Source organism: Mesorhizobium sp. B2-4-17, from assembly GCF_006441275.1.
Classification (GTDB): domain Bacteria; phylum Pseudomonadota; class Alphaproteobacteria; order Rhizobiales; family Rhizobiaceae; genus Mesorhizobium.
The window spans coordinates 73,746-99,797 of record NZ_VFUX01000022.1 but is presented as its reverse complement, the minus strand read 5'-3'; the positions used below and the strand labels follow the sequence as shown (position 1 = coordinate 99,797).

Sequence of the window (26,052 nt, the reverse complement as noted above, 5' to 3'; positions counted from 1 at the left end):
ATCAAAAATCAGGAGACGGCGACGATCGTCTTCGGCCAGAGGGTCTAGATGAGCGAGGCAGCCAGACGGCAAGGGCGAGAGACCCGTGCGCCGGTGCTGACGGCAAGGAACGTCGTGCGGCGTTTCGGCGGCCTCGTCGCCGTCAATGATGTCTCGTTCGACGTCAAAGCAGGAGAAATCCTTGGTCTGATCGGGCCAAACGGAGCGGGCAAGACCACCATGTTCGACCTGCTGGCCGGCAGCATATTGCCGACCAGCGGCGACATCCTCCTGAACGGTACGCCCGTTTCCGGCGAAGCCGCTCACCTGCGCATCGGTCGCGGGCTCGGCCGCACCTTCCAGATTCCGCGCCCGCTGCCCAATCTGACGCTGATCGAAAACATCATGCTGGCGGCGCAGGGCCAGGCCGGCGAAAGGCTGCTCGCCAACTTCGTCACGCCGTGGCGGGTGGCGGCGCAGGAAGGAGCCGCCCGGACAAAGGCGCTCGAACTGCTGGAACTCGTCACCCTCACCCACCTCGCCCATCAGCCGGCGCGCGTGCTCTCGGGCGGCCAGCGCAAGCTGCTCGAACTCGCCCGCGTCATGATGGCCGACCCGGCGATCATCCTGCTCGATGAACCGGCGGCCGGCGTCAACGCGACGCTTCTGGAAGTCATCATCGACCGCATCCGCGACATCAATGCGCGCGGCATCACCTTCCTCTTGATCGAGCACAACATCGACATGGTGACGCGGCTCTGCCATCGCGTCCTCGTCATGGCGAGCGGCCAGTTGCTCAGCGAAGGCACGGCGGAAGAAGTCGCCCGCGATCCGCGCGTCATCGAGGCCTACCTCGGAGGCGCGGCGTGAGCGAGACTGTCCTCGATGTCCGTAATCTCGAAGCCGGCTACGAACCCGGCGTGCCGATCGTGCGCGGCGCTTCGATCACCGTGAGCAAGGGTGAGATCGTCGTCGTCCTCGGCCCCAATGGCGCCGGCAAGTCGAGCTTCATCAAGGCGATCGCCGGCCTCGTCCCGATAACCGGCGGCACGGTGTTGCTGGACGGCAAGGACATCACCGCAGCACCTGCCCATACCATGGTGCGGCTTGGCCTCGCCTTCGTGCCGCAGACCGAGAACATCTTTCCGCTGATGTCGGTCGAGGACAATCTCAGGGTCGCCTGCGGCATCCTCGAACGTCGCGAGATCCCTGCCCGCATCGAGGAAATGTATGCTGCCTTCCCAGACCTCGTCCGCCAGCGCCGCACGGCCGCCGGCAATCTGTCGGGAGGCCAACGGCAGATGCTGGCCGTCGCGCGGGCGCTGATCGTCCACCCCAAGGTGCTGGTGCTGGACGAACCGTCCGCCGGCCTGTCACCGAAATTCGTCTCCATGGTGTTCGAAATGCTGGCCGGCATCCGCAAGTCCGGCGTCACCATCCTGCTGGTCGAACAGAACGCCAAGGCAGCCCTTGCCATCGGCGACCGCGCCTATGTGCTGGTCGAGGGCAAGGACCGCCACGAGGGCGTCGCCTCCGAATTGTGGAACGACCCGGTCGTCGCCGAACTCTATCTCGGCCAGCGCCCGCTCAAGACGGAAAAGACGTCACAGGCCGGAAAGGGAGACGCGACATGAGCCTGCAGTTCATCGTCGACGGATTGCTGACCGGCTCGATGATCGGCCTCGGCGCCATCGGCGTGACGCTCACCTATTCGATCCTGCGTTTCTCCAACTTCGCCCATGGCGACTTCATGGCCTGGGGGACCTATGCGACACTGGCCGTGGTCAGCGCCATCGGCGCGACATTCGGCAAGGTGGCGCCGATCGGGCCGCTGTCCTTCGGGTGGCCGCTGATCGTTGCGCTGATCATTGGCATGGCGTTCACCGCGCTGCTGGCGCTGCTGCTCGACAAGGTGCTGTTTTCGCGGCTGCGCTCGCAAGGCCAGGCAATCATCGTGGTGATGGCGAGTTTCGGCGCTTCGATGGCACTCAGAAGCCTGCTCGAGTTCATCTTCACCTCGCGGCCGACTTATTTCAGCCGGGCCATCCAGATCGCCATGCCGGTCGGCTTCGGCATCCGCATCACGCCTGACCAGATCGCCTTGCTGCTGCTGACCGCTATCCTCGTGCTCGGCGTGCATCTGCTGATGACGCGCACGCAGACCGGCCGTTCGATGCAGGCACTGAGCCAGAACGCGGCATTGGCGCGCGTCGTCGGCATCGACGTCGCCAAGGTGGTGCGCGTCACCTGGATCGTCGGCGGCGCATTGGCCTGCGTGGCCGGCGTGATGATCGGCATTCTGGTGCAGATCCGCCCGTTCATGGGCTTCGACATGCTGCTGCCGATGTTCGCCGCCGCCATCCTCGGCGGCATCGGCAGCATCCCGGGCGCGGTGCTCGGCGGCCTGATCATCGGGCTCGCCGAAGCCGGCGCGGTGCAATTGATCGGCGCCGAATGGCGCGCCGCCGTCTCCTTCATCATCCTGATGGCGGTGCTGTTCGTGCGGCCGATCGGCCTCTTTGGCGTGAGGGAAAGATGATCGATCTCATCGGCTACGGCGCCTTCTTCCTGACAACCGCGCTGATCTTCTCGCTGGTCACGCTGGGGCTCAATCTGCAATGGGGCCTGACCGGTCTGTTCAATGTCGGCCTCGCCGGCTTCGTCGCCATCGGCGCCTACACATCGGCGTTGCTGACGACACCGGACGACCCCGCCCGTCTCGGCGGTTTCGGCCTGCCGCTCCTCGTCGGCTGGCTGGGCGCTATGATCGTCGGCGGCCTTGCCGCGGCACTTACCGGGATGGCCACGCTGCGTCTCAGGTCGGACTATCTGGCGATCACCACTTTCGGTGTCGCGGTGGTCGTGCAACTGGTCGCGCTCAACGCACAGAAGCTGACCGGCGGACCGTTCGGCATCGGTTTCATCCCGCGCCCCTTCGGCGGTCTGGCCGAGACACCGCTGCTGTTCAACCTGTCGAACCTTGCCGTCGTCTCGGCTGTCACGCTGATCGCCTATCTGGCCTTGGAGCATTTGTCGCGCAGCCCGTGGGGACGCGTGCTCAAGGCGCTGCGGGAGGACGAGCGGGCGGCGATCTCGCTCGGCAAGAGCGCGCGCTTCTACCGCGTCCAGGCCTTCGCCGTCGGCGGCGCCGTCATGGCGCTGGCCGGCGCGCTGCAGGCGCATTTCACCGGCTTCATCGCGCCGGACAATTATCTGCCGATCCTGACCTTCCAGGTCTGGGTGATGCTGATCGTCGGCGGCTCGGGCAGCAATCTCGGCGCCGTCATCGGCAGCATCCTGGTCTGGGCGATCTGGGCCGGGTCTGGCACGCTGACCAGCGTTCTGTTCCCACCGGAGCAGCAGGCGCGCGCCGCTTCGCTGCAGATCGTCGCCATCGGCGTCATGCTTTGCGTCATCCTGCTGGTCCGGCCGAACGGGCTGTTCGGCGACAGGCCAAGACGGCCACGTTTCGGCAAGCGGACGAAACTGGCCGCGGCCAAGAGCAGTTCCAACTCATGAATGCCGTGGTCCGGCAGGAGGCGCACGGCGCTTCGCTCTGGCACGCCATCAGCCGCAGCCCTCGCGAGCGGCCTCCGCTGCATGGCGAGATCGACGTCGATCTCGCCATTGTCGGCGGTGGTTTTTCAGGCCTTTCGACCGCGCTGCACGCCGCCGGAAAAGGACTTTCCGTCGCCGTTCTGGAGGCCGAAATCATCGCCTGGGGCGCGACGGGTCGGAATGCGGGTTTCGTCGTGCCGAATTTCGCCAAGATGGATCCAGACAGCATCCTGGCACATCTCGGGCCGGAGCGCGGCGAGAGGCTGATCGATTTCGCTGCCGGCAGTGCCGACCTTGTCTTCGGCCTGATCCGGCGGCACGGCATTGATTGCGACGCGGTGCAGAACGGCTGGATCCAGCCGGCGCACTCGCCCGCCGCCTTCGAGAAGGTCCAGTCACGTGCGCAACAATGGGCCCTGCGCGGCCGGCCTGCCGTAACCCTGGATCGGGAGGAGGTCGAAGCGCTGACGGGCGCGCGTGGCTATGTCGGAGGATGGATGGACCGTTCGGGCGGCGTGCTCAATCCGGTCGCCTATGCACGCGGATTGGCCGATGCGGCGGAACATGCAGGCGCCCGGATTTTTGAACAGACACGTGTCACATCGGTTGACCGCATAGCCGATGGTTGGTCGCTGAAAACGCCATCGGGCTCGGTGCGCGCGGCCAAGGTGCTGATCGCCACAAACGCTTATGGCGGTCCGCCCTTTCAGACGCTGCAGCGGACCTATTTTCCGCTGAAGGTTTTCCAGATCGCGACAAGGCCCCTGCCACTCGAAACCCGCGCGCGCCTGCTTCCCGGCGGCCAAGGTGTCGGCGACACCAGGCGCAATCTTTTCACCTTCCGTTTCGATGCCGACAACCGGCTGATCAGCGGCGGCATGCATATTCTGAGCGTCGGTGCCGACATGCGCGTGCCGCAAACGATCTGGCGGCGGCTCGCCGGGCACCTCGATCTGCCAGACCTGCCGCCGCTTGCCTATAGCTGGTCGGGAATGGCCGCCGTCGAGCCGGATTTCCTGCCGCACCTGCTGGATCTTGGGCCCGGGCTGATCGCCGGCCGTGCCTGCAACGGGCGCGGCATCGCCATGACGACGGCCATGGGCAGGGCGCTGGCCGACTGGGCTACTGGAACCGACGCCCGCGACCTGCCGCTGCCTTTTGCACCGCCGGCGCCGATCCCGTTCCATGCGCTGCTGCGGCACGCGCCCAACATGCTTCTCGGCTGGAGCATGCTGCGCGACCGGATGGACGAGAAGGCATAGGCCGACCGTGCCTGTCTTGCAATCAGCGCGCCGTGCGAAGATTTTCGGAAAGAATCGCGGCGGCCATTGCGATGTCCTGTTCGAGCGAAACCCGAACCGCGGGGCCATTGCGCTGCTCCAAGGCGGCAACGATCCTGCGATGCGCGTCGTTCGACCGCGGTATGTAACGGTCGGCCTGCATCAACAGCTTCAGATAAGGACCGACCCGGCCCCAGAGGTCGCGGATCATGTTCAACAGGATCGGCGCGCCGGCATGCTGGTAAATGGCGAAGTGGAAGGCCTCGTTCAGCGAGAGATAGGCCTTGGCGTCACCGGCCTCGATGGCGCGCTGCATGCCGGCCAGCGTCGCCTGTATGTCGAGCAACCCGTTTTCCGTCATTAGCGACGCGGCCATCTCACCTGCCAGCCCTTCTACGGCGATGCGGATGTGGGTCAGTTCCTCGAAAGCAGGGGCCGACAGCAACGGCACAATGATCGAGCGGTTGTTCTGCATCTCGAGCAGCCGTTCGGCGACCAGCCTTTGCAGCGCCTCGCGGATCGGTGTGGTCGAGATGCCGAAGGTCTCGGCGAGCTTGCGTATGACGAGCGTCTGACCCGGGCTGAAGCCGCCTAAAATCAACTCCTGCTTGAGCGCGCCATAGGCGCGATCATTCAGGGTTTGATGTTCGAGCTTCAGCATGCGCGGCCCGCTCTGGTCACCAGTTCGACAAGGCGCGATCGAGCGTCTCGGCCAGCTGCTCGGCATTGTCACGGGCGAACGGCAGCGGCGGCCTGATTTTCAGCACATTGCCGCGCGGACCGCACGACGAGATCAGTACGCCATCCTCGCGCATGGCTTCGACGACGGACGAGGTCTTGCTGGCAGCCAGCGCCTCATCGCTCCCCGCCGTCAACTCGACGCCGAAATAGAGGCCGTTGTGCCTGACGTTGGCGACCATGCCGTGGCGGCCCTGCAAGGAATCGAGCAAGTCGCGCGTATAGGCGCCGACCGTCCGTGCATTCTCGATCAGCCCGTCACCCTCGATCACCTCGAGGACAGCGATGCCGACGGCGGCGGCGACCGGATTGCCGCCGAATGTGTTGAAGTAGCCGGTGTTCGAGCCGAACGAGGAGACGAGCTGAGGCCGTACGATCACCGCGGCCATCGGATGCCCGTCGCCGATCGGCTTGCCCATGGTGACGATATCGGGTTCGAGGCCGTAATTGGCGAAGCCCCACATGCCTTGGCCGAGCCGGCCGAAGCCGGACTGGACTTCATCGGCGATGACGATGCCGCCGGCCTTCCTGACGTGATCCGCCGCCTCGCGCATGACAGAAGCTTCGGGGAAGAAAATGCCGTCGCTGGAAAAGGCCGAGTCGAGCAGCAGCGCGGCCGGGCGGATATTCTGCGCGCGCATATCCTCGATGGCGGCGGCGACATTCCTGGCGAAATCATGCGCGGCGCGGCCATGGTCGCGGAATGTGTCCGGCGCTGCCACGGTCCTGTGCTGTGCCGGCACGCCCTTGGCCCCGACCGCCGCCGGCGACAGCTGCGCGGTCGCGATCGTCGCGCCGTGATAGGCGAAGTCGGTGATGATGACGCCAGTGCCGCCACTCGAATGCTGGGCGATGCGGATGGCAAGGTCGTTGGCCTCGCTGCCGGTGCAGGTGAACATGGCGTGGCCGAGATGCGGCGGCAGGCTGCCGAGCAGTCTTTCCGCGTAGTCGAGGATGATCTCGCTGAGATAGCGGGTGTGGGTGTTTAGCGTGGCGGCCTGATCCGACAGCGCCTCGACGACACGCGGATGACAATGCCCGACCGAGGCCACATTGTTGTAGGCGTCGAGGAATTTGCGCCCCTGCGCATCGTAGAGCCAGACGCCGCTGCCGCGCACCAGATGGATCGGGTTGCGGTAGAAGGCGCGGTAGGTCGGCCCAAGCAGCCTGGCGCGGCGCTCGAGCAGGGCGTGCTCCTGTGCCGAGGCGCCGGCATTAGCGACGGCGTTTGCAGGATATGGCGAGGACTGGGACACGAGCATCTACTCCGGATTGGAATGATCGAGAAAATAACGGCGGGCGTCCGCCGACGACAGCCCGTCCAGCCGTTCGAGCGAGGTCCAGACTTCGGTGGCGAGGCGCAGGACATAATCGCGCTTGGCCGGGAAGCGCTCCGCTTGCCAGCTGGCGATGTTGGCGATGAGCGCAAGGCGGGCACGGATCAGGTGGAAAAGAATGCCGATCTCTTCGGCCTCGAGTGGCTGCACCGACTGGTAGCCGGCGACGAAGCGCGCGGCGGGCGCCAGCGGATGGCCTTCAGCCGGCCAGCGATAGACGGCGCCGATGGCGAGGTCGCAGATCAACGGCGAATGGATCATGTCGCCGAAGTCGAGGATGCCGCTCACCATTTCCGGCCGCGAGGCGTCCATCACCACATTGTATGAATTCATGTCGTTGTGGACGATCTGCGCGCGCAAGCCGGGGATGACCGGCGCCGCATGCTCCTCGAAGGCGTCGATGACGCGCTCGACCATGGCACGGTGGCGAGCATCCGAGATATGCGCCAGCATCGGCCGGGTCTTCGCCACCTTGCGGATGTCCCAGAGCAGGTCGCTGCCGGCGGCCGGGTGGAAGAAGCCGCGCAGTGCCCGTCCAAGCCGGGCGAGGAAGATACCGAGATTGCGATCCTGCGCCTCCGAGGCGGGCGAGCGCGAGAGCAACTGGCCGGGCAGATAGGTGACCAGCCGGATGATGCGTTGCGGCGCTCCCTCGATGCTGACCGCAAACTGCGCATCGCCCGCAAGGCTTTTGCGCACCGAGGGGACCGGCAAGGTCGGGTCGACTGCAAGGATATGGTCGAGCGCCTTGTTCTGAAAGTCGGTAAAGCCGGCCTCTTCGGCCGGATGGGAGACCTTCAGGACGAACTCGCCCTCGCCTTCGGTCTGGATGTGGAAATTGTGGTCGCGTTCGCCCGGCAACGGACGCGCGGTGCCGGTCAGCCCGTAGTGTCGGCGCAAAATGGCCAAAGCATCGGCGATCGAAACGTCAGGCGCGTCCTCGGCGAGCGTTTCGCCGAAAGCATCGGGCACTGACGCATTCATGATCTCACCTCGGGATCGATCGGCTCGAGACCGCACCAGCCGGCGATGAACAGCGCGATGGTCTGGGTGACCTTGCGCACCGAATCGAGATCGACCGCCTCGTCATAGCCATGCGGCATGCGGCAGATCGGGCCATAGACGATCGCCGGCGTGTCGGCATAGAGGCCGAAGAAACGCGCATCCGTTGTCGCCGAGGTGACATGCTCCTGCAGCGGCTCGCCCCACACAGCGGTATGGCTGCGCCGCAGCACGGCTTCTATCTCGTCGGCGCCCTCCAGCACATAGCCTTCGGCCATGAAGCCATTATAGGTCATTTTGGGCGGGCGATTGGCCAGGAATGGATCGGCCCGGGCCGCATCGGCGATGCAGGCTTCGAGCTCGGCCCTGGCGTCTTCCAGCTTCTGGCCGGGATAGGTCGCGACCCGCATTTCGAAGACGCAGCGCGCCGGAACGCTCGACGTCCATTCGCCGCCTTCGATCTTGCCGAGGTTGAAGCGGATCGGATGGGGGTGATCGCAGAAATGCGGATCATCCACCTTGCGCGTGTTCCAGACGATTTCCAGCTGCTTCAATGCCTGGATGATGACGAAGGCCTTTTCGATGGCGTTGGCGCCGGCCGAGAAGGCACCCGAAGCATGCTGCGGGTCGCCGTCAACCTCGACCCTGAACCAGATCGGCCCGACCTGTGCCCGCATCAATCTCGGTTCCAGCGGTTCGGGAATGAAGGCCGCGTCGGCACGGTAGCCACGCTGCAGGCAAGCGAGCGCGCCATTGCCGGTGCACTCTTCCTCGACCACCGACTGCAGGAACACTTTCGCGGCCGGCTGATAGCCAAGGCTGCGCAAGGCGGCCAGCGCATAGAGACAAGCCGACAGGCCGGCCTTCATGTCGCCGGCGCCACGGCCATGCATCCAGCCATCCTCGATCGCCGGATCGTAGGGGTCACGGGCCCAGCGGTCGAGCGGTCCGGTTGGCACCACATCGATGTGGCCATTGAGGATCAGCGAGCGGCCGGTTGCGTTTCGTGGTGTGTGGGTTGCGACGACATTGAAGGCATCGTCATAGGACACCGCCACCGGCGAAAAACCCGGTAGGCCGCGAATGTCGTCGACGTCGACACGCCACATGTCGACCGCGTAGCCATTGGCCTCGTAGGTCGCCGCCATGAAGCTCTGCGCTGCGTGCTCCTCGCCGCGTTGAGAGGGAAAGCGTACAAGGTCCGCCAGGAACGAGACCTGCCGCGTGAAGCCGTCGTCAACCGCGCGCAAAATGGCATCGTCGGCAATACGCTCAGGCATGATGTTCCGCTTTCCCATGGATGGTGTATCATATCTCATATGCCATTCCCTTGAAATGCAAGTGACAGGCGGGCCAAAATCATGACCCACCTGTGGAACCTCTTGGCAGGCGAGCACAGAGTTGGCATCAGCTTCTTGCAGGCCGGCAAGGCGGCGCGACGAAAGATCGAGGACAAATGCTGGTCACCGAGGGCACATTGCCGGATGAAGTCACCGATCTCGCGTCCGGTTACCGGCGCATACCGGCCGGCAAGATCGTCAATGCGGTGACGTGGATGGAGGCGCGTGCGCCGGTGCCGGGTCTCGCCCAACCGCTGGCAATGACCCGCATCACAAGGTCCGAGATTGCCTCCTACCGCGCGACCTTCCTCGAGATCGGCGCTCCCTGGCTCTGGGATCGCGCCGCCGAAATGTCGGATGCCGAAATCGCCGCGCATTTTTCCGACCCTCGCCAGCATGTCTACTACGCCCACGACGAGAGCGGCGCACATGTCGGCATGGTTGAGTTCCGAGTAGCCGAAAATAGCGAGATCGAGATCACCTATTTCGGCCTGCTCCCTTCCTTGACCGGCCGAGGCCTCGGCAAGCGGCTGATGGCCGGCGCGCTCGGCCAGGCATGGGGCCTCGGCCCAAGCCGTATCTGGCTGCACACCAGCAGCATCGATCATCACAGCGTCATCGGTTTCTACAGGGCTTGCGGATTTGAACCGTATGCGGCGGGTTTCGAAATCACCGACGATCCCCGGATCAAGGGAACCTTGCCGCGCGATTGCGCACCGCAAATCCCGCTGATCGAAACGGAATGGATGCCCGGCGTCAGATGAGACCGTCTTCGCGACCAGCCAGCCAGGCATCGCCCCACCATCGCCGGTGGGTACGGCGCGAGACCATCCTGTCGAAGCTGGAGCGGCATGTCGACACGCGCATCGTGCTGTTTGCCGCGCCCGCCGGCTTCGGCAAGTCGACGACGATGACGCAGTGGGCCGCGGAAGTCGCGCGCCACGGCCGGTTGACCGCATGGCTGTCCTGCGAGGCGACGGACAATGACGAAGGGGCCTTCCTGTCGCATCTGGTGGGTGCGTTGCGCCATCTCGTCCAGAGCCCGGCCGAGCTCGACCTCGCCTTCCAGTCGAGCCCGATCCCGCAGCTCGATGTCGTGCTCGCGGCGCTTGTGGCGGGTCTTGCTGCGCGTGACGCTGACATCACCCTTTTCTTCGACGACTACCACGCCATCGAAGCGCCGGCGGTGAAGCGGTTCATGGAGCGGCTGACGCGGCAGGCGCCCGCCAACGTCGTCTTCGTCATCGGTTCGCGCAACCTGCCCGACCTGCAGCTCGGCAAGCTCAGGGTTCTTGGCGACGTTTTCGAAATCGGCCCCGACGATCTGCGCTTCGCCTCGTCCGAAGCCGAAGCGTTCTTCAATGACAAGCTCGGCCTCAGCGTCAGCAGCGGCACGGTGGAGACCCTGTGCTCGCGGACCGAAGGCTGGGCCGCCGGCCTGCAACTTGCCTCGCTGTCGCTCAGCGCCGCGCATGCTCCAGAAACCGTCATCGGCAACTTCACCGGCGCCAACCGCAACGTCGCTGACTTCCTGATGGGGGAAGTGTTCCTGGAGCTGCCACCAGCCCTGGCCAAATTCCTGCTCCACAGTTCGATCTTCGAGCGTTTCAGCGCCGAGGCGTGCCGGGCTGTGATGCGCGCGGCGGACGCCGAGGCTGATATCGCCGAGATCGAGACCCGCAACCTGTTCCTGGTGCCGCTGGACGAAGAGCGGCGCTGGTTCCGCTATCATCATCTGTTCCACGATTTCCTCAGCCGCGAGATGGAACGGCGTGAACCGGAGATGATCGCGCCGCTGCACCTCGCGGCTTCGGAATGGTTCGGCGAACGCAAGATGCTGACCGAGGCGATCGGGCACGCTCTGGCCGCCGGCGACCAGGCCCGCGCGGCGGTGTTCGTCGAGAACAATGCGCTCGAGCTCATCGCCCAGTGCCAGCTGCTTTACGTGCGCCAGTTGCTGGCGCTGCTGCCCAGGAAACTGGTCGACCAGCGCATCCGGCTGCAACTCGTGGTGCTGTGGTTGGCGGTGCACAGCAGCCAGCCCGAGATCGCCCAGCAGACGCTTAGCAATGCGCGCAAGCTTGTCGAGACCGGGCCAAGCGATAGCAAGGATCCGGGCACGCTGACCGGCACCACAATCGAGGCCGAACTCGCCGTTCTCGAGGCCGCCGTGCACAGCACGCTGGAACAGTTCGAAGATGCGCGCGACACCGCGCTGGCCGCCCTGCGCATCATCGCGCCCGACGCATGGTTCATGGAGGGGGCCACGGCCAATGTCATCGGCTACAATCTCTATGCGCTCGGCGACCTCGAAGGCGCGCGTGCGGCGGTTGACGCCGCGCGCAAGGCGCATGAGCGAAGCGGCAGCCTGCTCGGCGTCACCATCGCCAATTGCTACATGGCCGTCATCGAGCGCTCGGCCGGCCGTCTGCCCGCCGCCGAACGGCTGCTGCGCAATGCGATCATCGAGGCCAGAACGCGGATCGGCGCGAACTCCTATGCCGAGGCGCTCGCCGGAACGCTGCTTGCCGAACTTGCCTACGAGACCAACGCGTCCGGCGAGGCACTGACGCTGGTCGAGAATCTCGGGCCGTTGATCGAGGGCGCGGCGGTCATCGTCTATCCCCTGGCCAGCGTGCCGACCTATGCCCGCGTGCTGCAGCTGACCGGTCGGGGCGACGTCGCGCTGGACATGCTCGAGCGCGTCTACCAGCGCGTGCGTGGCTCAGTCTACCGCCGCCTCGCTTCAATTCTGGTGCATGATCGCGTCCGGCTGCTGATCGACCAGAACCGCGCCGTGGAAGCGCGCGCCCTGCTCGACGAACATCGCCGCGATCGGAGCGAGACCTTCCCAAGCATCGCCAACGAGTTCGAATACTTCGCCGAAGGCAGGCTGCTGACGGCGGAGAAATCCTATGCCGCGGCTGTGGCGATTTTCGACGATCTGCTGGAGCGAACGAAAAGCAGCGGGCGCATGCGCCGCCACATACTGGCGCTGATCCTGCGCGCCAGGAGCGCCGGCCATGACCCGCGCGAGGCCGATCGCCATCTCCTCGAAGCATTGCGTCTTGCGCGGCCCTCTGGCTTCATCCGCTCCTTCGTCGACGAGGGCAGGCCTGTTGTCGAAGGACTGATGCGGCTGCGCGCGGCTCAGGCGAAGACCGATCCGTCGCTGTCAGCCTATGCGACGCGCATCATCGATGCCGCGCAGACAATGCCGGTGGCAACGCGCAAGCCAGCCGCGCCGGTTGCCGAGAAGGAACAGCTCACTCAGCGCGAGTCCGAGCTGCTGCGCTGCCTGTCGGAAGGCATGTCCAACCGCGATATCGCGGTCGCGCTGTCGGTGAGCGAGACGACGGTCAAATGGCATTTGAAGAACATTTTCGGCAAGCTCTCGGTGTCGAACCGCGTCCAGGCCGTGCGCGCCGCGCAGGCCGCCGCGAACCTCCGACCCCCTCCGAAAGAAGGGGCATAGATATCCGGCACAACCCTTCTTTAGGGTCGGGCCACGCGATCGTTAGCCTGCTAGCGTCCCTTTGTTTTTAGGAGACGTTGCGGATGGCGACAGGTTACGTTTTTCACGAACAGCTGATGTGGCATGACACCGGCTCCAGCGCCGATATGATGCCTCCCGGCCGTTTCGTGGAGCCTGGCCGGCATCTGGAATCGCCCGGGTCGAAGCGCCGGCTCAATAACCTCATCCAGGTCAGCGGCCTGTCGCGCCATCTGGTGCCGATCGTTCCCGAGCCGGTCTCGGTCGAGGATCTGCTGCGCGTACACACACGGCGCCACGTCGACGACATCAGGATGCTCAGCGAGCGCGGATCGGGCTTCGCCGGGCCGCAGGCGCCGATCGGCCTCAACAGCTTCGACATCGCCCTGTTGTCCGCCGGCACCACCTACGCCGCGATGCGCGCGGTGCTGACTGGCCGCGTCGACAACGCCTATGCGCTAGCGCGGCCGCCGGGGCATCACGCCGAGCCTGACCAGGCGATGGGCAACTGCCTGTTCTCCAATATCGGCGTGTCGGTGCGCCGGCTGCAGCATGAAGGCCTGCTGGGCCGCGCGGCGATAGTCGACTGGGACGTGCACCACGGCAACGGCACCGAGACCGTGTTCTATTCCGACCCATCGGTGCTGACGATTTCCCTGCACCAGGACAATCTCTATCCGACCGGACGCGGCGCGTTGGCCGACAATGGCAAGGGCGAAGGCGAAGGCTACAACATCAACATCCCCCTGCCGGCCGGCAGTGGGACCGGCGCCTATGAGGCGGCCTTCGACCGCGTCGTCGCTCCGGCACTGCGCGCCTTCAAGCCGGACCTCGTCATCGTCGCTTCCGGTTTCGACGCGTCGGGCTTCGACCCGCTCGGCCGCATGATGCTGAACAGCGAATGCTTCCGGCGCCTCGCGGCGCGCATGGTGGCGCTGGCCGCCGAAGTTTCGAACGGACGGCTAATGATGACCCATGAAGGCGGCTACTCCGAAGGCTATGTGCCGTTCTGCGGCCATGCCGTCATCGAGACGCTGGCCAATCACCGGACCGAGGTGGTCGACCCGCTGTCGGACCATATCGACGAATGGGCCGGGCAGGAGTTGCAGCCGCATCAGGCTGATGTGATCGATGCCGCCGAAGGCTTGGTCGCTGGCCTGCGTCAACACCTCGCCGGCGCGGCCTGACGCGATGGATTTTGTCGTCACCACATTGCTCAATGCGCTGACACTGATCAGCATCCTGATGCTGGTCGGGCTTGGGCTGGCGATCAGCTTCGGCCTGATGAACGTCACCAACCTGGCGCATGGCGAATTCGTCACCGTCGGCGCCTTCGCGGTCTATTTCATCCAGAGCGTGGGCGGTTCCTTCTGGGTCGGGTTGGCGGCCGCACCGATTGCCGGTGCGGCGGTCGGCTCCATCCTGGAATTCGCCATCATCCGCCATCTTTATCCGCGGCCGGTCTCGACCGTGCTCGCCACCTGGGGCGTCAGCCTCATCCTGCAGCAAGGACTGGAACTGACCTTCGGGCTCGGCGCCAAACCGGTGACGCCGCCCATCGAAGGCACGCTCGACCTGTTCTTCACCGTCTATCCGGCGTACCGGTTGATCCTGATCGCGATTGCCATGCTGACCCTGCTCGGCGTCATCCTGCTGATCAACCGGACGTCCTTCGGGCTCGATATCCGCACCGTCATCCAGAACCGCGAAATGGCCGAGGGCGTCGGCATCAACACGCGACGCACCTACGCCATGGCCTTCACCTTCGGCGCGGCGATTGCGGGTCTTGCCGGCGGGCTGGTCGCGCCGCTGGCGATCGTGCTGCCGCAGATGGGGGTGAACTATCTCGCCAACGCCTTCTTCGTCGTCATCGTCGGCGGCGTCGGCTCGATCGGTGGGCTCGTCGCCGGCAGCATCTTCGTCGGCGGACTGACCAGTGTGCTCAACTACCAGATCTCGCCCTCGCTGGCGCAAGCCATCGTGTTGCTCGCCGCCATCGTCGCCGTGCGGCTGCGCCCCAACGGCCTGTTCAACGGGGCGTCGCGATGATCGCCCGGGACCGCAACTGGCTGCTGGTCTTCGCCGTCTGCGCGGCGCTCGCCATTGCCTATCCGTTCTTCGCCGACGGTTACCAGCTGACGGTGATCCGCGACGCGCTGATCTTCGGCCTGTTCGCGGCGAGCCTCGACTTCTTCTGGGGCCGCACCGGCATCCTGTGTTTCGGGCATGCGGCCTTCTTCGGCATTGGCGGCTACATCATGGCGCTGGTCACGCTCAACGATGCGATCCCCTTCGGCAGCCTCCTCGGCGTCATGGGCGCGGTGTCCGGTGCTGCGTTCGTCGCCGCCATCATCGGCTATTTCCTGTTCTTCGGCGGCATCCGTGGCAGCTACTTCACCATCGTCACGCTGGCCATGGGCGTGATCTGCCAGCAGGCCGCCGTCTCCTGGAGTTCGGTCACCGGCGGCGACAGCGGGCTGATCGGCATCCCGCCGATCGCGTTCGATGTCGGCGGCCTGCATGTCGACCTCAGCCAGGATCTGCCCTCCTATATCTTCGTGGCCGCCATCGTCGCGTTGGTCTTGCTGGCGCTGTGGTCGATCAGCCGTGGCCGCTGGGGCACGGTGCTGACCGCCATCCAGGACAATGAAGTCCGGGCGGCGGCTCTCGGCCACAATGCGCCATTGCGGCTGCTGGTGACCTTCATCCTGTCGGCGGCAATCGCCGGGCTTGCCGGCGCACTCTATGTCTGCATGGCGGGGCTGGTCGCGCCAGACCTCTCCGGGCTGCTTCTGTCGACGGAAGTCATCGTCTGGGTGGCTGTCGGCGGACGCGGCACGCTGCTCGGTCCGGTGCTTGGCGCCATCGTCATCCAACGAGCGCAGCAGACCATCAGCAGCTTCAACCCGAGCCTGTGGCCGCTTCTGCTCGGCTGCGTCTTCGTCATCATCGTCTTTCTGCTGCCCGACGGCATCCTGTCGATCTACGCGCGGTTGAAGAGCCTGTTCAAAGGCCGGAGGCAGGCGCAATGAGCGATGTCCTGCTTCAGGCCGAAAACGTCGGTATCCGGTTCGGCGGGCTTCAAGCGCTCGAAGGGTTGAACCTGACGGTCCGCGACAAGGAACTCTGCTGCATCATCGGGCCGAACGGAGCCGGCAAGAGCACGTTCCTCAACGTGCTGACCGGCACGCTTCGCCCGACGAGTGGCAGCGTTCGCTTCCTCGGCCACGACATAGCCGGCCTGCCGCTGCATCGCATCGCGCGGCTCGGCATCGCCCGCAAGTTCCAGATTCCTTCCGTCTTTCCCAGCCTGTCGGTGGAAGACAACCTCAAGGTCGCACGGTGGGGCGCGCCCTCGCCGGCTCGCCCGGTCGGTGAACTGATGGAGTTGGTCGCGCTTGGCAATCGCGCCAGCACGCTGGCCGGCGCGCTGGCGCACGGCCAGAAGCAATGGCTCGAGATCGGCATGGCGCTGGCGATCGAACCGAGGCTGCTGCTGCTCGACGAGCCGACCGCCGGCATGACGCCGCAGGAGACGATGGCGACCGCCGAAATGCTGCTGCGGCTCAAGGGCGAGTTCTCGGTCGTCGCGGTCGAGCACGACATCCGCTTCGTGCGGGCGTTGAACTGCGAAACGCTGGTGCTGCATCAGGGGCGGCGGCTGCGCAGCGGTCCTTTCCACGACATCGAGGCCGACGAGATGGTCCGCGACGTCTATCTGGGGAGGCGCTGACCATGCTGCGGACAGTTGCTGTTTCGGCCGGCTACGGCCTGCTTCCGGTGCTGAACGGGATCGACCTCAGCGTCGCGCCGGGCGAAGTCGTCGGCCTGCTTGGCCGCAACGGTGCCGGCAAGACGACGCTGCTGCGCGTCATCGCCGGCGGCTTGAAGGTAAGCGGCGGAGCGGTGGTTCTCGGCGACAAGGATCTCACGAATGCCGCTGCCTTCCGCCGGGCGCGCGCGGGCATCGCGCATGTGCCGCAGGGCCGTGGCATCTTCAACCAGCTGACCGTGCGGCAGAACCTGGAAGTCGGCACCCGCGCCGCCCGAGATCGCGGCGCCGGCGGCATTCCGGCCGACATCTTCGGCTATTTTCCGATCCTGCGCGAACGCGAGGCGCAGGTCGCCGGCACCCTTTCGGGTGGCCAGCAGCAGATGCTCGCTATCGGCCGCGCGCTGTGCGGCCTACCGTCGGTGCTGCTGCTCGACGAACCCTCGGAAGGCATCCAGCCGAACATCGTGCAGTCGATCGCCGAACTGGTGCCGCGCATCGCCCGCGAGCGCGGCATCGCGATTGTCCTCGTCGAACAGAATCTCGATCTCGTTCTCAAGGCGGCGGACCGCTGCCTGGTGATGGAGAAGGGCAGGATCGTGCACGAAGGCACCCCTGAGGTGTTCGCCGACGAGACCCTGCTGAAAGACCTCTTGGCTTTGTAAGGCGTGCATGGGGCGCGCCTGGACTGGAAGGGAACACAACAATGATAAGCAGAAGAACTGTCCTGAAATCAGGCGCCGCCGCCGCCTTCGCCATGATCGGCGCGCCATCGATCCTGCGTGCCGCCGACACCGTCAAGGTCGGTCTGTCGATCCCGATCACCGGGCTGCAGGCGATCCTCGGCGAGACGCTGCTCAATTGCTACAAGCTGGCCGCCGCCGAACTCAATGCCGCCAACGGCATTGGCGGCCGCCAGGTCGAATTGTTCATCGAGGACAACCAGACCACGACCAAGGGCTCGATCGACAAGGCGCGCAAGCTCCTCAACGAAGACAAGGTCGACGTGATCATGGGCACGATCATTTCGCCCGAGCGGAGTGCAACGCTTTCCGTGACCTCGAAGGCCAAGAAGCTGTTCTTCTACCCGACCAATTTCGAAGGTGGCGAGTGCAACCGCTACTTCGTGGCCACCGGACCAATCCCGATGCAGCAGGTCGACCCGATGATGCCGTGGGTCGCCGAGAATCTCGGCAAGACCATCTACATCATGGCCTCCGACTATGCCTGGCCGCAGAAGATGACCGAGGCGATCACGGCTGCCTACGAGAAGGCCGGCGGCAAGATCATCGGCGCCGACTATTATCCGTTCGGCACCACGGATTTTGGCCCCGCCTTCCAGAAGATCAAGTCGCTGAAGCCCGATGTCGTCTGGTCGATGGTGGTCGGCAACGACGCCGTCACCCAGCTCAAGCAATATCGCAGCTTCGACATCAAGCAGCCGCTGATCGCGCCGCTCGACGAGGTCTTCAACAAGGATGCGCTGCCGCCCGGCGTCGCCGCCGGCACCTATGCGCCGCAGCCCTACTGGATGGCGCTCGACAACCCGGTCAACAAGAAGTTCATCTCGAGCTTCCGCGAGAAATTCGGTCAGGAGAAGATGGTCAACGGCATCGGCGAAGCCGGCTATAACGGCCTGCATCTCTATGCGCTGACCGCCGAAAAGGCCGGATCGCTGAAGGACGACGATGTGCTCAAGGCACTGCCGACAATCGAGTTCGATGCGCCGCAAGGCAAGATCCGCGTCGATGCCAGCAACAATCACACGCTCTGCCATTCCTATGTTGGCAAGGCGGCGGCGGACGGTATCAGCTACGAGATCGTCAAGGATTTCGGCACGATCGCCCCGGTGACGCCTTACTGCAAGCTATAGGACGTCCGGCTGCGCGGCGATCGGGACTTTGTCCACGCCGCGCAGCCGTCTTTGATCGGCAACTGTCAGGTCGACCGCGGCGCCGGCAGCCGCTCGCGCAACTCGTCGACGAGCACCCTGATGTTCTCGGAATAGTCGACAGGCACGACGACGAGATGCACGCCGCCGCCGGCGAATGCCTGCTCCAGCGCGGGCCGAAGGTCGGTGATAGCATCGACCCTCGTCCCCTTGGCGCCATAGGCCTCGGCGTATCTGACGAAGTCGGGATTGCCGAAGGTCATGCCGAAATCCGGGAACTCATCGACCGCCTGCTTCCAGCGGATCATGCCGTAGGCATGGTCTTCCAGCAGCAGCACGACGAGGTTGAGCTTGAGCCTGACCGCCGTCTCCAGTTCCTGGCTGTTCATCATGAAGCCGCCATCGCCGCAGATCGCCATGACGCGGCGGTTGGGATAGAGTAGCGCCGCCATCATCGCCGACGGCAGGCCCGCACCCATGGTGGCTAGCGCATTGTCGAGCAGCAGTGTGTTGGCCATGCGCGTGCGGTAGTTGCGCGCGAACCAGATCTTGTACATGCCGTTGTCGAGGGCGAGGATCCCGTCCGCAGGCATCACCGCGCGCACGTCGTGCACGATGCGCTGCGGCGTGAAGCGGTCTTCGGTGGCGCGCGCGGCGATGCGGTTCAAAATGCCTTCCCGCAGTGGCAGCAGGGCCTGGGCGTTGGGGATCTTGCCTTCTACACGATCGGCCAGCAGCGCCAGCGAAGGGCCGAGATCGCCGACGATCTCGGCTTGCGGAAAATAGACCTGCTCGACATCGGCCGATTGGTACCCGACATGGATGACCTTCGGTCCGTTGGCGCCCATGATGAAGGGCGGTTTCTCGACCGTGTCGTGGCCGATGGTGATGATCAGGTCGGCCTGTTCGATGGCCTCGTGCACATAATCGCGTTCCGAAAGCGCCGCCGTTCCCATGTAGAGCTCGGTACCGCCTGGCACGGTGCCCTTGCCCATCTGCGTGGTGAAATAGGGAATTTGCGTGCGCAGCACGAACTTGGCGATATCAGGGGTCACGCGCGGGCGTGACGCCGCCGCGCCGAACATCAGCAGCGGACGCTTGGCCTCCATGATCATGCGGGCGGCGCGATCGAGCGCGTCCGGGCTGGCCAGAGGCAGGTCGACCGGATGCGTCGGCACCAGCGCGACCGGCTCGCACTCGGCCGCCGCGATATCTTCCGGCAGTTCCAGATGCACGGGGCCGGGGCGCTCTTCCTGGGCAACGCGGAAGGCCTCGCGCACCAGCGAGGGGATCATCTTCGGCGAGACGATCTGGCGCGACAGCTTGGTCAGCGGCTTCATCGCCGCGACGATGTCGACGATCTGGAAACGTGCCTGCCGGGATGAAAGGATGCCCTTCTGGCCGGTGATCATGATCATCGGCATCGCGCCGAGCAGCGCGTAGGCGGAGCCGCTCGTCAGATTGAGCGCGCCCGGACCAAGCGTGGTGATGCACACGCCCGGCTTGCCGGTGAGCCTGCCATAGGTGGCGGCCATGAAGGCGGCCGCCTGCTCGTGGCGGGTCAGGATCAGCTGAATCGACGAGCGGCGGATCGATTCGACGATGTCGAGATTCTCTTCGCCCGGAATGCCGAAAATCCGCTCGACCCCTTCGTTCTCGAGGGCCGCCACGAACAGATCCGAACCTTTGGTCATGAACTGTCTCTCCTGCGATGCGCATATTCCGTCAGCCATCTTATGGCACCGGAACGCTACACCTTAAAGGGAGTGTCTTCGACTGCGGATCGGCGGCACTGTCCGGCAACATCGCGGTGATGCTCAAGCCGTCGCCGGCGTCAGCGCGGCTGCCGAATGACCGCGCTTGAAGGATCATATCCGCGATAGCGGACAAATCATTCTTGCGACGCCCTTGAAGGCCCGGCCCTCCAGTCCTAAATCCCGGTTGCGGGCCGGGCCCCTCTGACTGCCGCTTTCAGCGGCCGTGATGTCGGACCGCTATAACGGGCCCCTTTCTATTGTTTCGGTCGAGCGGGCTCATTCTAAAAAAGGTTTGGAGCCCCTGATGACATCTTCCCTGCTTGGTATGGTTTGCCCCTCCTGCCGCGTCGCGCTCGTGATGAGCGAACGCCAAGGTATCGAGATCGACTATTGTCCGCAGTGCCGCGGCGTCTGGCTGGATCGCGGAGAGCTCGACAAGATCGTCGAGCGGTCGAGCAAGGACGCGGCGCCCGCACCGCAGCCGCAGCCTGCACAATTCGCTCAGCCGCAATATAGCCAAGGCCGCGATGACGATTATTCCCGCTCGCATGGCCACCGCTATCCGAAGCGAAAGAAGTCATTCTTCGAAGAGCTGTTCGATTGACCGTGTGACGCCGGCCCCTGCAGGGCCGGTGTTTGCCGAGAACATCCGAAACCGCATCGACAAAGGTCCGCCCCGATGATTTCCCGCACAAACCGATTTGCCGCTCTCTTTGCAGGTTTGTTCCTCGCATTCTCCATGGTCGCGATCGATCATGCCGAAGCCCGTCGCGGCGGCAGCTTCGGCAGTCGCGGCACGCGTACGTTCCAATCGGCGCCGCCGACCAGGACCACACCGGCGCCGACCGCGCCGATCGAACGTTCGATGACGCCCAACACCGGTGTGAACAGTCCAGCCCGGCAGCCGCAAGCCGGGCTGCAGAGGCCCAGCTTCTTTAGCGGCTTCGGCGGAACGATGATGCGCGGCCTGCTGATTGGCGGCCTGGTCGGGCTGCTGCTCGGCCAAGGCTTCGGCGGTCTGGCCGGCATGTTCGGCTTCCTGCTTCAGGCCCTGCTCATCGGCGGTGCGATCATGCTGGCGATCAGGTTCTTCCGGTCGCAATCCGCGCGTGGTCCCGCGCTCGCCGGAGCCGGAGCCGGAGCCGGCAACGGCCAGGCTTCGCGGTTTGAAAACCGCGCAAATGGTGCGGACACGGCACGTCCCTTCACGATTCCCGGTTTTGGCGGCGGTTCAGGGGAAAGCTCCCCGGCCACCGGTTCCGAGGAGATCACGCTGGCCCAGACGGATCTCGACGCCTTCCAGCAGCTGTTGACCGATGTGCAGGAAGCCTTTGGGCGTGAAGACCATGCCGCGTTGCGCCGATTGGTGACCCCCGAAATGGTGTCCTATCTGTCGGAGGAATTGGCCGAAAATGCCCAGAAGGGCCTCAGGAACGACGTGTCCGACGTCACCCTGCTGCAGGCCGACATCGCCGAAAGCTGGCGCGAGGACGACCGCGACTATGCCACGGCCGCGCTACGCTATGAGTCGCGCGATGTGATGCGCGATCGAGCCAGCGGCAAGGTGGTCGAGGGCGACGAAGGCCATCCGACAGAGACGACCGAACTGTGGACGTTCACGCGTCAGAACGGCTCAAGCTGGAAGCTCTCGGCAATCCAGCAGGCTTGATCCGGATCACCTTCGGCTGCTGCTTTGACTACGAAAATTGGCGGCTTTGCCGGTGCTCAAGCGACGATTTTGACGCACATCGGCGTGCCGATCTCGATGGCCCGCCCGGTGTCGGTCAGCAGGCCGCTGTCGGCATCGCGGGCGAAGATCGAGATGCGGTCCGCGTTCTGGTTGGCGGAAAACAGGTGGCCGCCTGACGGCGTCAGCGCGAGGTTGCGCGGCGTCGCACCGCCGCAAGGGATATAGCCGACGAGGCTCAACGCGCCGGTGTTCTGGTCGACGGCCATGATGACGATGCTGTCATGGCCACGATTGGAGCCGTAGACGAAACGGCCATCCGGCGAGATCTGGATATCGGCGCAGTGGTTGCTGTCGCGAACCTCGGCCGGGACTGCAGGCTTGGCGTCGATGACCGTAAGCCTGCCGCTGGCTTGGTCCAACGCCATCGACACCACGGTCGAATCCAGCTCGTTCATGACAAAGACGAAGCGCCCGTTTGGGTGCAGGGCAATGTGGCGCGGGCCGGCGCCCGGCGGCAAAGCGGATTCGGCTGACTTCGTCAGGCTTCCATCTGGCCCGATCCGATAGGACACCAGCCTGTCGATGCCGAGGTCGGCGACGATCGCCGTCCCCCCGCCAATGGTTTCGGTGACGCTGTGAGCGTGCGAGCGCTCCTGCCGTGCAGCGTTCGGCCCGGTGCCTTTGTGCGACACGCTGGCGAGCGGCGCGGACAGCGCGCCATCCCTTTCGAAACCATAGACAACAACAGCGCGGTCCGGACCGCCCTCTCCCAAGCCGTAGTTGGCGACGAGCAGTTTGGTGCCGTCACGGGTGATGGTGTTGTGGGCGGTGATGCTGCCGAGCGAAGGCTGCTTGTTGAGATAGCTCAGCATATTCGACACACGATCGAAGCCGTAGGCCGAGACAGTTCCCTCGCGCCAGGTGAACACTTCCGAATTGACGTAGATGCGCGAACCGTCCGGGGTGACCGACAGGAATGTCGGGTTGTCGACGTCGTTGGTTTCGGCCAGTTTCCGGATTTCCAGCGTTTGCTCGTCGAAGCTGTAAACGCCGAGGCCGACGCCCCGCGCGCCCTGAAAATAGGGCGCCTCGCGGTTCAGGCTACCGACAAAGACCAGCCGCGCGTTGCTCATGATTTTCCTCCCCTGCCCGCCGGCGCTTCAGCGCGCCAGCGCCCAAAATTTCGCCTGTCCTCGCTTGCAACGCAACCCCATATGTGAAAATACTATTTACAAAAGAAGATTGCCGGGAGGAGACGTCGTGCATTCAGACGCTTTGAGGCGTGTTCAACGATTGCTCGAAGCCTCCTGCGAGAGCGCCGGAGCCATCACCCATGAATGATTTCGCCCCCACTGTCGGCGTCGCTTCGACATATCCCAAAAACATGCCTCAAGAGCACGCCGTCTTGCCGGTATGGAACGCGGAGAACTGGTTCTACGAGGACTGGCCGGTCGGCCAGAAGATCCGCTCATTGCGGCGCACGATGGCGGAAGGCGACAGCCACCTTTTCAATACGCTGGTTCTCGACATCCACCCCTACGTGCAGGACCAGATGTTTGCCGAGAGCGAAGGCGTATTCGGCAAGCGGCTGATCGCCGGCGCCTTCGTCTTTTCGGCGGGGCTGGGGCTGGTCGCGACCAACTGCGTCAACGCTTTTTCCTATGGCTACGACAAGCTGCGGTTCATCAAGCCTGTCTTCATCGGCGACACGATCTATTCGATCCGCTCCAATCTCGACAAGAAGCCCCGCTACAAGGAGATGGGGCTGATCCGCGCCAGCTACGAAGTGTTCAAGGGCGAAGGCGAACTCGTTCTCTACTGCGAGCACCTGCAAACGGTGAAGTACCGCAACCCGGCCGATTTCGCCGGCAAGACGGAGAAATAACGATGCCGGCAGCAGCCGAATTGCCGCTTGCCGGCCTCGTGATCGTCGATATGAGCCAATTCCTGTCCGGGCCGTACTGCTCGCTCAGGCTGCTCGACCTCGGCGCCCGTGTCATCAAGATCGAGCGTCCTGACGGCGGTGACCTGTCGCGCCGGCTCTATCTCAGCGACACGGAGATCGGCGGCGATTCCACCATCTTCCATGCCATCAACCGGGCCAAGGAAAGCCTCGCCATCGATCTAAAGAACGAAGCTGACCTCAAGGTGTTGCGCGGATTGCTGGCCAAGGCGGATGTGCTGATCCAGAATTTCCGGCCTGGGGTCATCGAGCGCCTCGGCCTCGACTACGAGGCCGTGCGCAAGATCAACCCGCGGCTCGTCTATGCCTCGATCAGCGGCTATGGCGAGGAAGGCCCATGGGTGAAACGCCCCGGCCAGGACCTGCTGGCGCAGTCGCGCTCCGGCGTCATGTGGCTGAACGGCGACGAGGACCAGGGGCCGGTGCCGTTCGGGCTCGCCATCGGCGACATGCTGGCGGGCGCGGCCTGCGCGCAAGGCATCCTGGCCGCACTGGTGCGGCGCGGCATCACCGGCCAGGGCAGCCATATCGAGACCAGCCTTCTGGAAGCATTGGTCGACTTCCAGTTCGAGGTGCTGACCACGCATCTCAATGACGGCCGCCGCTTGCCCAGGCGCTCGAGCTTCCGCAGCGCGCACGCCTATCTCTCGGCGCCATACGGCGTCTATCCGGCCAAGGATGGTTATCTCGCCATCGCCATGACACCGATCCCCAAATTGGCCGATCTGCTGTCGCTGAACGAACTGGCGCCATATCGCGACAAGCCGGCATCCTGGTTTACGGCCCGCGACGACATCAAGGCGATCATCGCGCAGAGGATCGCCACCAAAACAATCGACGAATGGCTTGCCATTCTGGAGCCGGCCGACATCTGGTGCGCCAAGGTGCTGACCTGGCCGGAAATGCTGGCGAGCGAGGGTTTTCAATCTCTCGACATGCTGCAGACGGTGACGCGCGAGGACGATGTTTCCATCCTCACCACCCGTTCGCCGCTGAGGGTCGATGGCATCAGGGCCAAGGTCGACCGTGCAGCGCCACGCATCGGTGAGCACAGCGCAGGGATTCGCGAGGAGTTCGGCCTGTGAGTTCCCAGACGCTCAAGGGCATGACCTGGAGCCATCCGCGCGGTTACGATCCGATGGTCGCCTGCTCGTTGCTCTGGAAAGAGAAGACCGGCGTCACGATCGAATGGGACAAGCGCTCGCTGCAGGATTTCGAATCCTTCCCCGTCGAGGAGCTGGCGCGCGCCTACGACCTGATCGTCATCGACCATCCGCATGTCGGGCAGATCACGGCCGAGCGCTGCCTCGAGCCGCTGGATGTCGTGGAGCGCGAGACCGAGCGCGCAGCACTTGCCGCAGGCAGTGTCGGCCAGTCCTATCCAAGCTACGCCTGGCAAGGCCGGCAATGGGCCTTTCCCATCGATGCGGCCACCCAAGTCCAGGCCTGGCGGCCGGATGCGCTCGATGCGCCGGCAGCGACGTGGAGCGAGGTGCTCGATCTTGCCCGGCAAGGCCGTGTGCTGCTGCCGCTGCGGCCGCCGCATTGTCTGATGACCTTCTACACGCTGGCCGGCAATCTCGGGCATCCCTGCGCGACCGATCCGTCGCGCGATCTGATCGATGTCGAGACGGGCAGCGAAGTCTTCGAGAGGATGCGCGAGATTGCCGCGGTGCTCGATCCTGCCTGCTTCGAGATGGATCCGATTGCCGTCTCCGAACGCATGGCTGAGGCCGGCTCCCGCATCGTCTGCGTGCCGCTGATCTATGGTTATGTCTCCTATGCGATGGCCGGGTTTCGCCCAAATCGGCTGGCCTTTGCCGACATCCCGGTCATCGGGAACGCTGGCCAGGTCGGTTCGGCGCTTGGCGGCACCGGGATCGCTGTATCGGCCTTCTCAAAGGCGAAGGAGGCCGCGATCGATTTCGCCTACTGGATCGCCAGCGGCGACGTCCAACGCGGTCCCTATGCTGCCGCTGGCGGTCAGCCGGGCCATGCCGCCGCCTGGGAGGACCGGATGGTCAATGCGGCGGCCGGCAATTTCTACAGGGATACGCGCGCCACGCTCGAAGGCGCTTGGGTGCGGCCGCGCCATGACGGTTACATGACGTTCCAGCAAGCGGCGTCCGATCGCGTCAATTCCGGCATGACTTCAGGCCACCCCGCCGGCCAGGTCGTCGCCGATCTCAATCGCCTGTTCCGGGAAAGTAACCCAGTGCAGGTGTCCGGCGCTGCCGGTGGAGGAGCCTGAA

General features: G+C 64.7%; 24 protein-coding genes. 18 read left to right on the top strand and 6 right to left on the bottom strand.

Translation table 11 applies throughout. The features are described from left to right. Positions 1-48 precede the first annotated feature (48 nt). Genes FJ548_RS18560 through FJ548_RS18540 form a run of 5 tightly spaced genes read left to right on the top strand, consistent with a single transcriptional unit; the run spans position 49 to position 4,799 of the window. The gene (locus FJ548_RS18560) at positions 49-849 is read left to right on the top strand and encodes an ABC transporter ATP-binding protein (RefSeq protein ID WP_140607402.1); all 801 of its coding nucleotides are present in this window, start codon (positions 49-51) and stop codon (positions 847-849) included. Continuing rightward, on the top strand, positions 846-1,613 hold the full coding sequence (locus tag FJ548_RS18555) for an ABC transporter ATP-binding protein (RefSeq protein WP_140760495.1): 768 nt from the start codon (positions 846-848) through the stop codon (positions 1,611-1,613). Before FJ548_RS18560 ends, FJ548_RS18555 begins: the two co-directional genes overlap by 4 nt. After that, on the top strand, positions 1,610-2,518 hold the full coding sequence (locus FJ548_RS18550) for a branched-chain amino acid ABC transporter permease (protein ID WP_140778622.1): 909 nt from the start codon (positions 1,610-1,612) through the stop codon (positions 2,516-2,518). Before FJ548_RS18555 ends, FJ548_RS18550 begins: the two co-directional genes overlap by 4 nt. Beyond that, positions 2,515-3,498, top strand: coding sequence for a branched-chain amino acid ABC transporter permease (locus FJ548_RS18545; protein ID WP_181168835.1), 984 nt, complete (start codon positions 2,515-2,517; stop codon positions 3,496-3,498). The genes FJ548_RS18550 and FJ548_RS18545 overlap by 4 nt, the downstream gene beginning before the upstream one ends. Beyond that, complete coding sequence (locus tag FJ548_RS18540) at positions 3,495-4,799, top strand: FAD-dependent oxidoreductase (RefSeq protein ID WP_140778621.1); 1,305 nt, start codon at positions 3,495-3,497, stop codon at positions 4,797-4,799. Before FJ548_RS18545 ends, FJ548_RS18540 begins: the two co-directional genes overlap by 4 nt. A gap of 22 nt (positions 4,800-4,821) precedes the next feature. Here the strand turns inward: FJ548_RS18540 and FJ548_RS18535 are convergent, their stop codons facing one another. From FJ548_RS18535 to FJ548_RS18520, 4 genes are read right to left on the bottom strand one after another with little or no spacing between them, the layout of a single operon-like run. Then, positions 4,822-5,478 carry a GntR family transcriptional regulator gene (locus FJ548_RS18535; protein WP_140778620.1) on the bottom strand — a complete coding sequence of 219 codons (657 nt, stop codon included), beginning with the start codon at positions 5,476-5,478 and terminating at the stop codon, positions 4,822-4,824. A gap of 16 nt (positions 5,479-5,494) precedes the next feature. After that, a complete protein-coding gene (locus FJ548_RS18530; RefSeq protein ID WP_181168834.1) occupies positions 5,495-6,817 on the bottom strand; it encodes an aspartate aminotransferase family protein in 1,323 nt (440 codons plus the stop codon). Beyond that, entirely contained in the window at positions 6,818-7,876 is a 1,059-nt protein-coding gene (locus FJ548_RS18525) for a phosphotransferase (RefSeq protein WP_140778619.1), read from the bottom strand. Further along, complete coding sequence (locus FJ548_RS18520) at positions 7,873-9,174, bottom strand: ArgE/DapE family deacylase (RefSeq protein WP_181168833.1); 1,302 nt, start codon at positions 9,172-9,174, stop codon at positions 7,873-7,875. The genes FJ548_RS18525 and FJ548_RS18520 overlap by 4 nt, the downstream gene beginning before the upstream one ends. A 176-nt stretch (positions 9,175-9,350) precedes the next feature. Here FJ548_RS18520 and FJ548_RS18515 point away from each other — a divergent pair, with 176 nt between their 5' ends. The 8 genes from FJ548_RS18515 (at position 9,351) to FJ548_RS18480 (ending at position 18,372) form a co-directional block, all read left to right on the top strand. Next, on the top strand, positions 9,351-9,998 hold the full coding sequence (locus FJ548_RS18515) for a GNAT family N-acetyltransferase (protein WP_181168832.1): 648 nt from the start codon (positions 9,351-9,353) through the stop codon (positions 9,996-9,998). After that, positions 9,995-12,709, top strand: coding sequence for a LuxR C-terminal-related transcriptional regulator (locus FJ548_RS18510; protein ID WP_140778618.1), 2,715 nt, complete (start codon positions 9,995-9,997; stop codon positions 12,707-12,709). Before FJ548_RS18515 ends, FJ548_RS18510 begins: the two co-directional genes overlap by 4 nt. 83 nt (positions 12,710-12,792) lie before the next feature. Further along, positions 12,793-13,914, top strand: coding sequence for a class II histone deacetylase (locus FJ548_RS18505; protein ID WP_140778617.1), 1,122 nt, complete (start codon positions 12,793-12,795; stop codon positions 13,912-13,914). Then, the gene (gene urtB / locus FJ548_RS18500; RefSeq protein WP_246678709.1) at positions 13,859-14,776 is read left to right on the top strand and encodes an urea ABC transporter permease subunit UrtB; all 918 of its coding nucleotides are present in this window, start codon (positions 13,859-13,861) and stop codon (positions 14,774-14,776) included. The genes FJ548_RS18505 and urtB overlap by 56 nt, the downstream gene beginning before the upstream one ends. Beyond that, entirely contained in the window at positions 14,773-15,759 is a 987-nt protein-coding gene (locus tag FJ548_RS18495) for a branched-chain amino acid ABC transporter permease (RefSeq protein WP_140696467.1), read from the top strand. The genes urtB and FJ548_RS18495 overlap by 4 nt, the downstream gene beginning before the upstream one ends. Beyond that, entirely contained in the window at positions 15,756-16,460 is a 705-nt protein-coding gene (locus FJ548_RS18490; RefSeq protein ID WP_140607413.1) for an ATP-binding cassette domain-containing protein, read from the top strand. The genes FJ548_RS18495 and FJ548_RS18490 overlap by 4 nt, the downstream gene beginning before the upstream one ends. Positions 16,461-16,462: 2 nt before the next feature. Continuing rightward, positions 16,463-17,164, top strand: coding sequence for an ABC transporter ATP-binding protein (locus FJ548_RS18485; protein ID WP_140607414.1), 702 nt, complete (start codon positions 16,463-16,465; stop codon positions 17,162-17,164). 41 nt (positions 17,165-17,205) lie between these two features. Then, the gene (locus FJ548_RS18480; RefSeq protein ID WP_140778616.1) at positions 17,206-18,372 is read left to right on the top strand and encodes a substrate-binding protein; all 1,167 of its coding nucleotides are present in this window, start codon (positions 17,206-17,208) and stop codon (positions 18,370-18,372) included. Positions 18,373-18,437: 65 nt separating this feature from the next. Here FJ548_RS18480 and FJ548_RS18475 read toward each other — a convergent pair whose 3' ends face one another. Beyond that, entirely contained in the window at positions 18,438-20,084 is a 1,647-nt protein-coding gene (locus tag FJ548_RS18475) for an acetolactate synthase large subunit (protein ID WP_140778615.1), read from the bottom strand. Between the two features lie 367 nt (positions 20,085-20,451). Here FJ548_RS18475 and FJ548_RS18470 point away from each other — a divergent pair, with 367 nt between their 5' ends. Both FJ548_RS18470 and FJ548_RS18465 read left to right on the top strand, forming a co-directional pair. Then, positions 20,452-20,751, top strand: a complete 300-nt coding sequence (locus FJ548_RS18470) for a zf-TFIIB domain-containing protein (protein WP_181165512.1) — start codon at positions 20,452-20,454, stop codon at positions 20,749-20,751. A gap of 75 nt (positions 20,752-20,826) precedes the next feature. Further along, positions 20,827-21,816, top strand: a complete 990-nt coding sequence (locus FJ548_RS18465; protein WP_140696461.1) for a Tim44 domain-containing protein — start codon at positions 20,827-20,829, stop codon at positions 21,814-21,816. Between the two features lie 56 nt (positions 21,817-21,872). Here FJ548_RS18465 and FJ548_RS18460 read toward each other — a convergent pair whose 3' ends face one another. Next, positions 21,873-22,970, bottom strand: coding sequence for a lactonase family protein (locus tag FJ548_RS18460; RefSeq protein WP_140696458.1), 1,098 nt, complete (start codon positions 22,968-22,970; stop codon positions 21,873-21,875). A gap of 200 nt (positions 22,971-23,170) precedes the next feature. Here FJ548_RS18460 and FJ548_RS18455 point away from each other — a divergent pair, with 200 nt between their 5' ends. The 3 genes from FJ548_RS18455 to FJ548_RS18445 are packed head-to-tail and all read left to right on the top strand — an operon-like array spanning position 23,171 to position 26,051. Continuing rightward, a complete protein-coding gene (locus FJ548_RS18455; protein ID WP_140696455.1) occupies positions 23,171-23,722 on the top strand; it encodes a MaoC family dehydratase in 552 nt (183 codons plus the stop codon). Positions 23,723-23,724: 2 nt separating this feature from the next. Beyond that, positions 23,725-24,885, top strand: coding sequence for a CaiB/BaiF CoA-transferase family protein (locus FJ548_RS18450; RefSeq protein ID WP_140696452.1), 1,161 nt, complete (start codon positions 23,725-23,727; stop codon positions 24,883-24,885). Next, on the top strand, positions 24,882-26,051 hold the full coding sequence (locus tag FJ548_RS18445; protein WP_140778614.1) for an ABC transporter substrate-binding protein: 1,170 nt from the start codon (positions 24,882-24,884) through the stop codon (positions 26,049-26,051). Before FJ548_RS18450 ends, FJ548_RS18445 begins: the two co-directional genes overlap by 4 nt. Position 26,052 lies beyond the last annotated feature (1 nt).

Bases quoted from the DNA above. Each gene is read 5' to 3' on its own strand.
- FJ548_RS18560 (WP_140607402.1), top strand. From the start codon at position 49: ATGAGCGAGGCAGCCAGACGGCAAGGGCGAGAGACCCGTGCGCCGGTG.
- FJ548_RS18460 (WP_140696458.1), bottom strand. From the start codon at position 22,970: ATGAGCAACGCGCGGCTGGTCTTTGTCGGTAGCCTGAACCGCGAGGCG.
- FJ548_RS18450 (WP_140696452.1), top strand. From the start codon at position 23,725: ATGCCGGCAGCAGCCGAATTGCCGCTTGCCGGCCTCGTGATCGTCGAT.
- FJ548_RS18545 (WP_181168835.1), top strand. From the start codon at position 2,515: ATGATCGATCTCATCGGCTACGGCGCCTTCTTCCTGACAACCGCGCTG.
- FJ548_RS18490 (WP_140607413.1), top strand. From the start codon at position 15,756: ATGAGCGATGTCCTGCTTCAGGCCGAAAACGTCGGTATCCGGTTCGGC.
- FJ548_RS18510 (WP_140778618.1), top strand. From the start codon at position 9,995: ATGAGACCGTCTTCGCGACCAGCCAGCCAGGCATCGCCCCACCATCGC.
- FJ548_RS18550 (WP_140778622.1), top strand. From the start codon at position 1,610: ATGAGCCTGCAGTTCATCGTCGACGGATTGCTGACCGGCTCGATGATC.
- FJ548_RS18495 (WP_140696467.1), top strand. From the start codon at position 14,773: ATGATCGCCCGGGACCGCAACTGGCTGCTGGTCTTCGCCGTCTGCGCG.
- FJ548_RS18470 (WP_181165512.1), top strand. From the start codon at position 20,452: ATGACATCTTCCCTGCTTGGTATGGTTTGCCCCTCCTGCCGCGTCGCG.
- FJ548_RS18540 (WP_140778621.1), top strand. From the start codon at position 3,495: ATGAATGCCGTGGTCCGGCAGGAGGCGCACGGCGCTTCGCTCTGGCAC.
- FJ548_RS18515 (WP_181168832.1), top strand. From the start codon at position 9,351: ATGCTGGTCACCGAGGGCACATTGCCGGATGAAGTCACCGATCTCGCG.
- FJ548_RS18520 (WP_181168833.1), bottom strand. From the start codon at position 9,174: ATGCCTGAGCGTATTGCCGACGATGCCATTTTGCGCGCGGTTGACGAC.
- FJ548_RS18525 (WP_140778619.1), bottom strand. From the start codon at position 7,876: ATGAATGCGTCAGTGCCCGATGCTTTCGGCGAAACGCTCGCCGAGGAC.
- FJ548_RS18475 (WP_140778615.1), bottom strand. From the start codon at position 20,084: ATGACCAAAGGTTCGGATCTGTTCGTGGCGGCCCTCGAGAACGAAGGG.
- FJ548_RS18505 (WP_140778617.1), top strand. From the start codon at position 12,793: ATGGCGACAGGTTACGTTTTTCACGAACAGCTGATGTGGCATGACACC.
- FJ548_RS18530 (WP_181168834.1), bottom strand. From the start codon at position 6,817: ATGCTCGTGTCCCAGTCCTCGCCATATCCTGCAAACGCCGTCGCTAAT.
- FJ548_RS18485 (WP_140607414.1), top strand. From the start codon at position 16,463: ATGCTGCGGACAGTTGCTGTTTCGGCCGGCTACGGCCTGCTTCCGGTG.
- FJ548_RS18535 (WP_140778620.1), bottom strand. From the start codon at position 5,478: ATGCTGAAGCTCGAACATCAAACCCTGAATGATCGCGCCTATGGCGCG.
- FJ548_RS18480 (WP_140778616.1), top strand. From the start codon at position 17,206: ATGATAAGCAGAAGAACTGTCCTGAAATCAGGCGCCGCCGCCGCCTTC.
- FJ548_RS18455 (WP_140696455.1), top strand. From the start codon at position 23,171: ATGAATGATTTCGCCCCCACTGTCGGCGTCGCTTCGACATATCCCAAA.
- urtB (WP_246678709.1), top strand. From the start codon at position 13,859: ATGCCGCCGAAGGCTTGGTCGCTGGCCTGCGTCAACACCTCGCCGGCG.
- FJ548_RS18465 (WP_140696461.1), top strand. From the start codon at position 20,827: ATGATTTCCCGCACAAACCGATTTGCCGCTCTCTTTGCAGGTTTGTTC.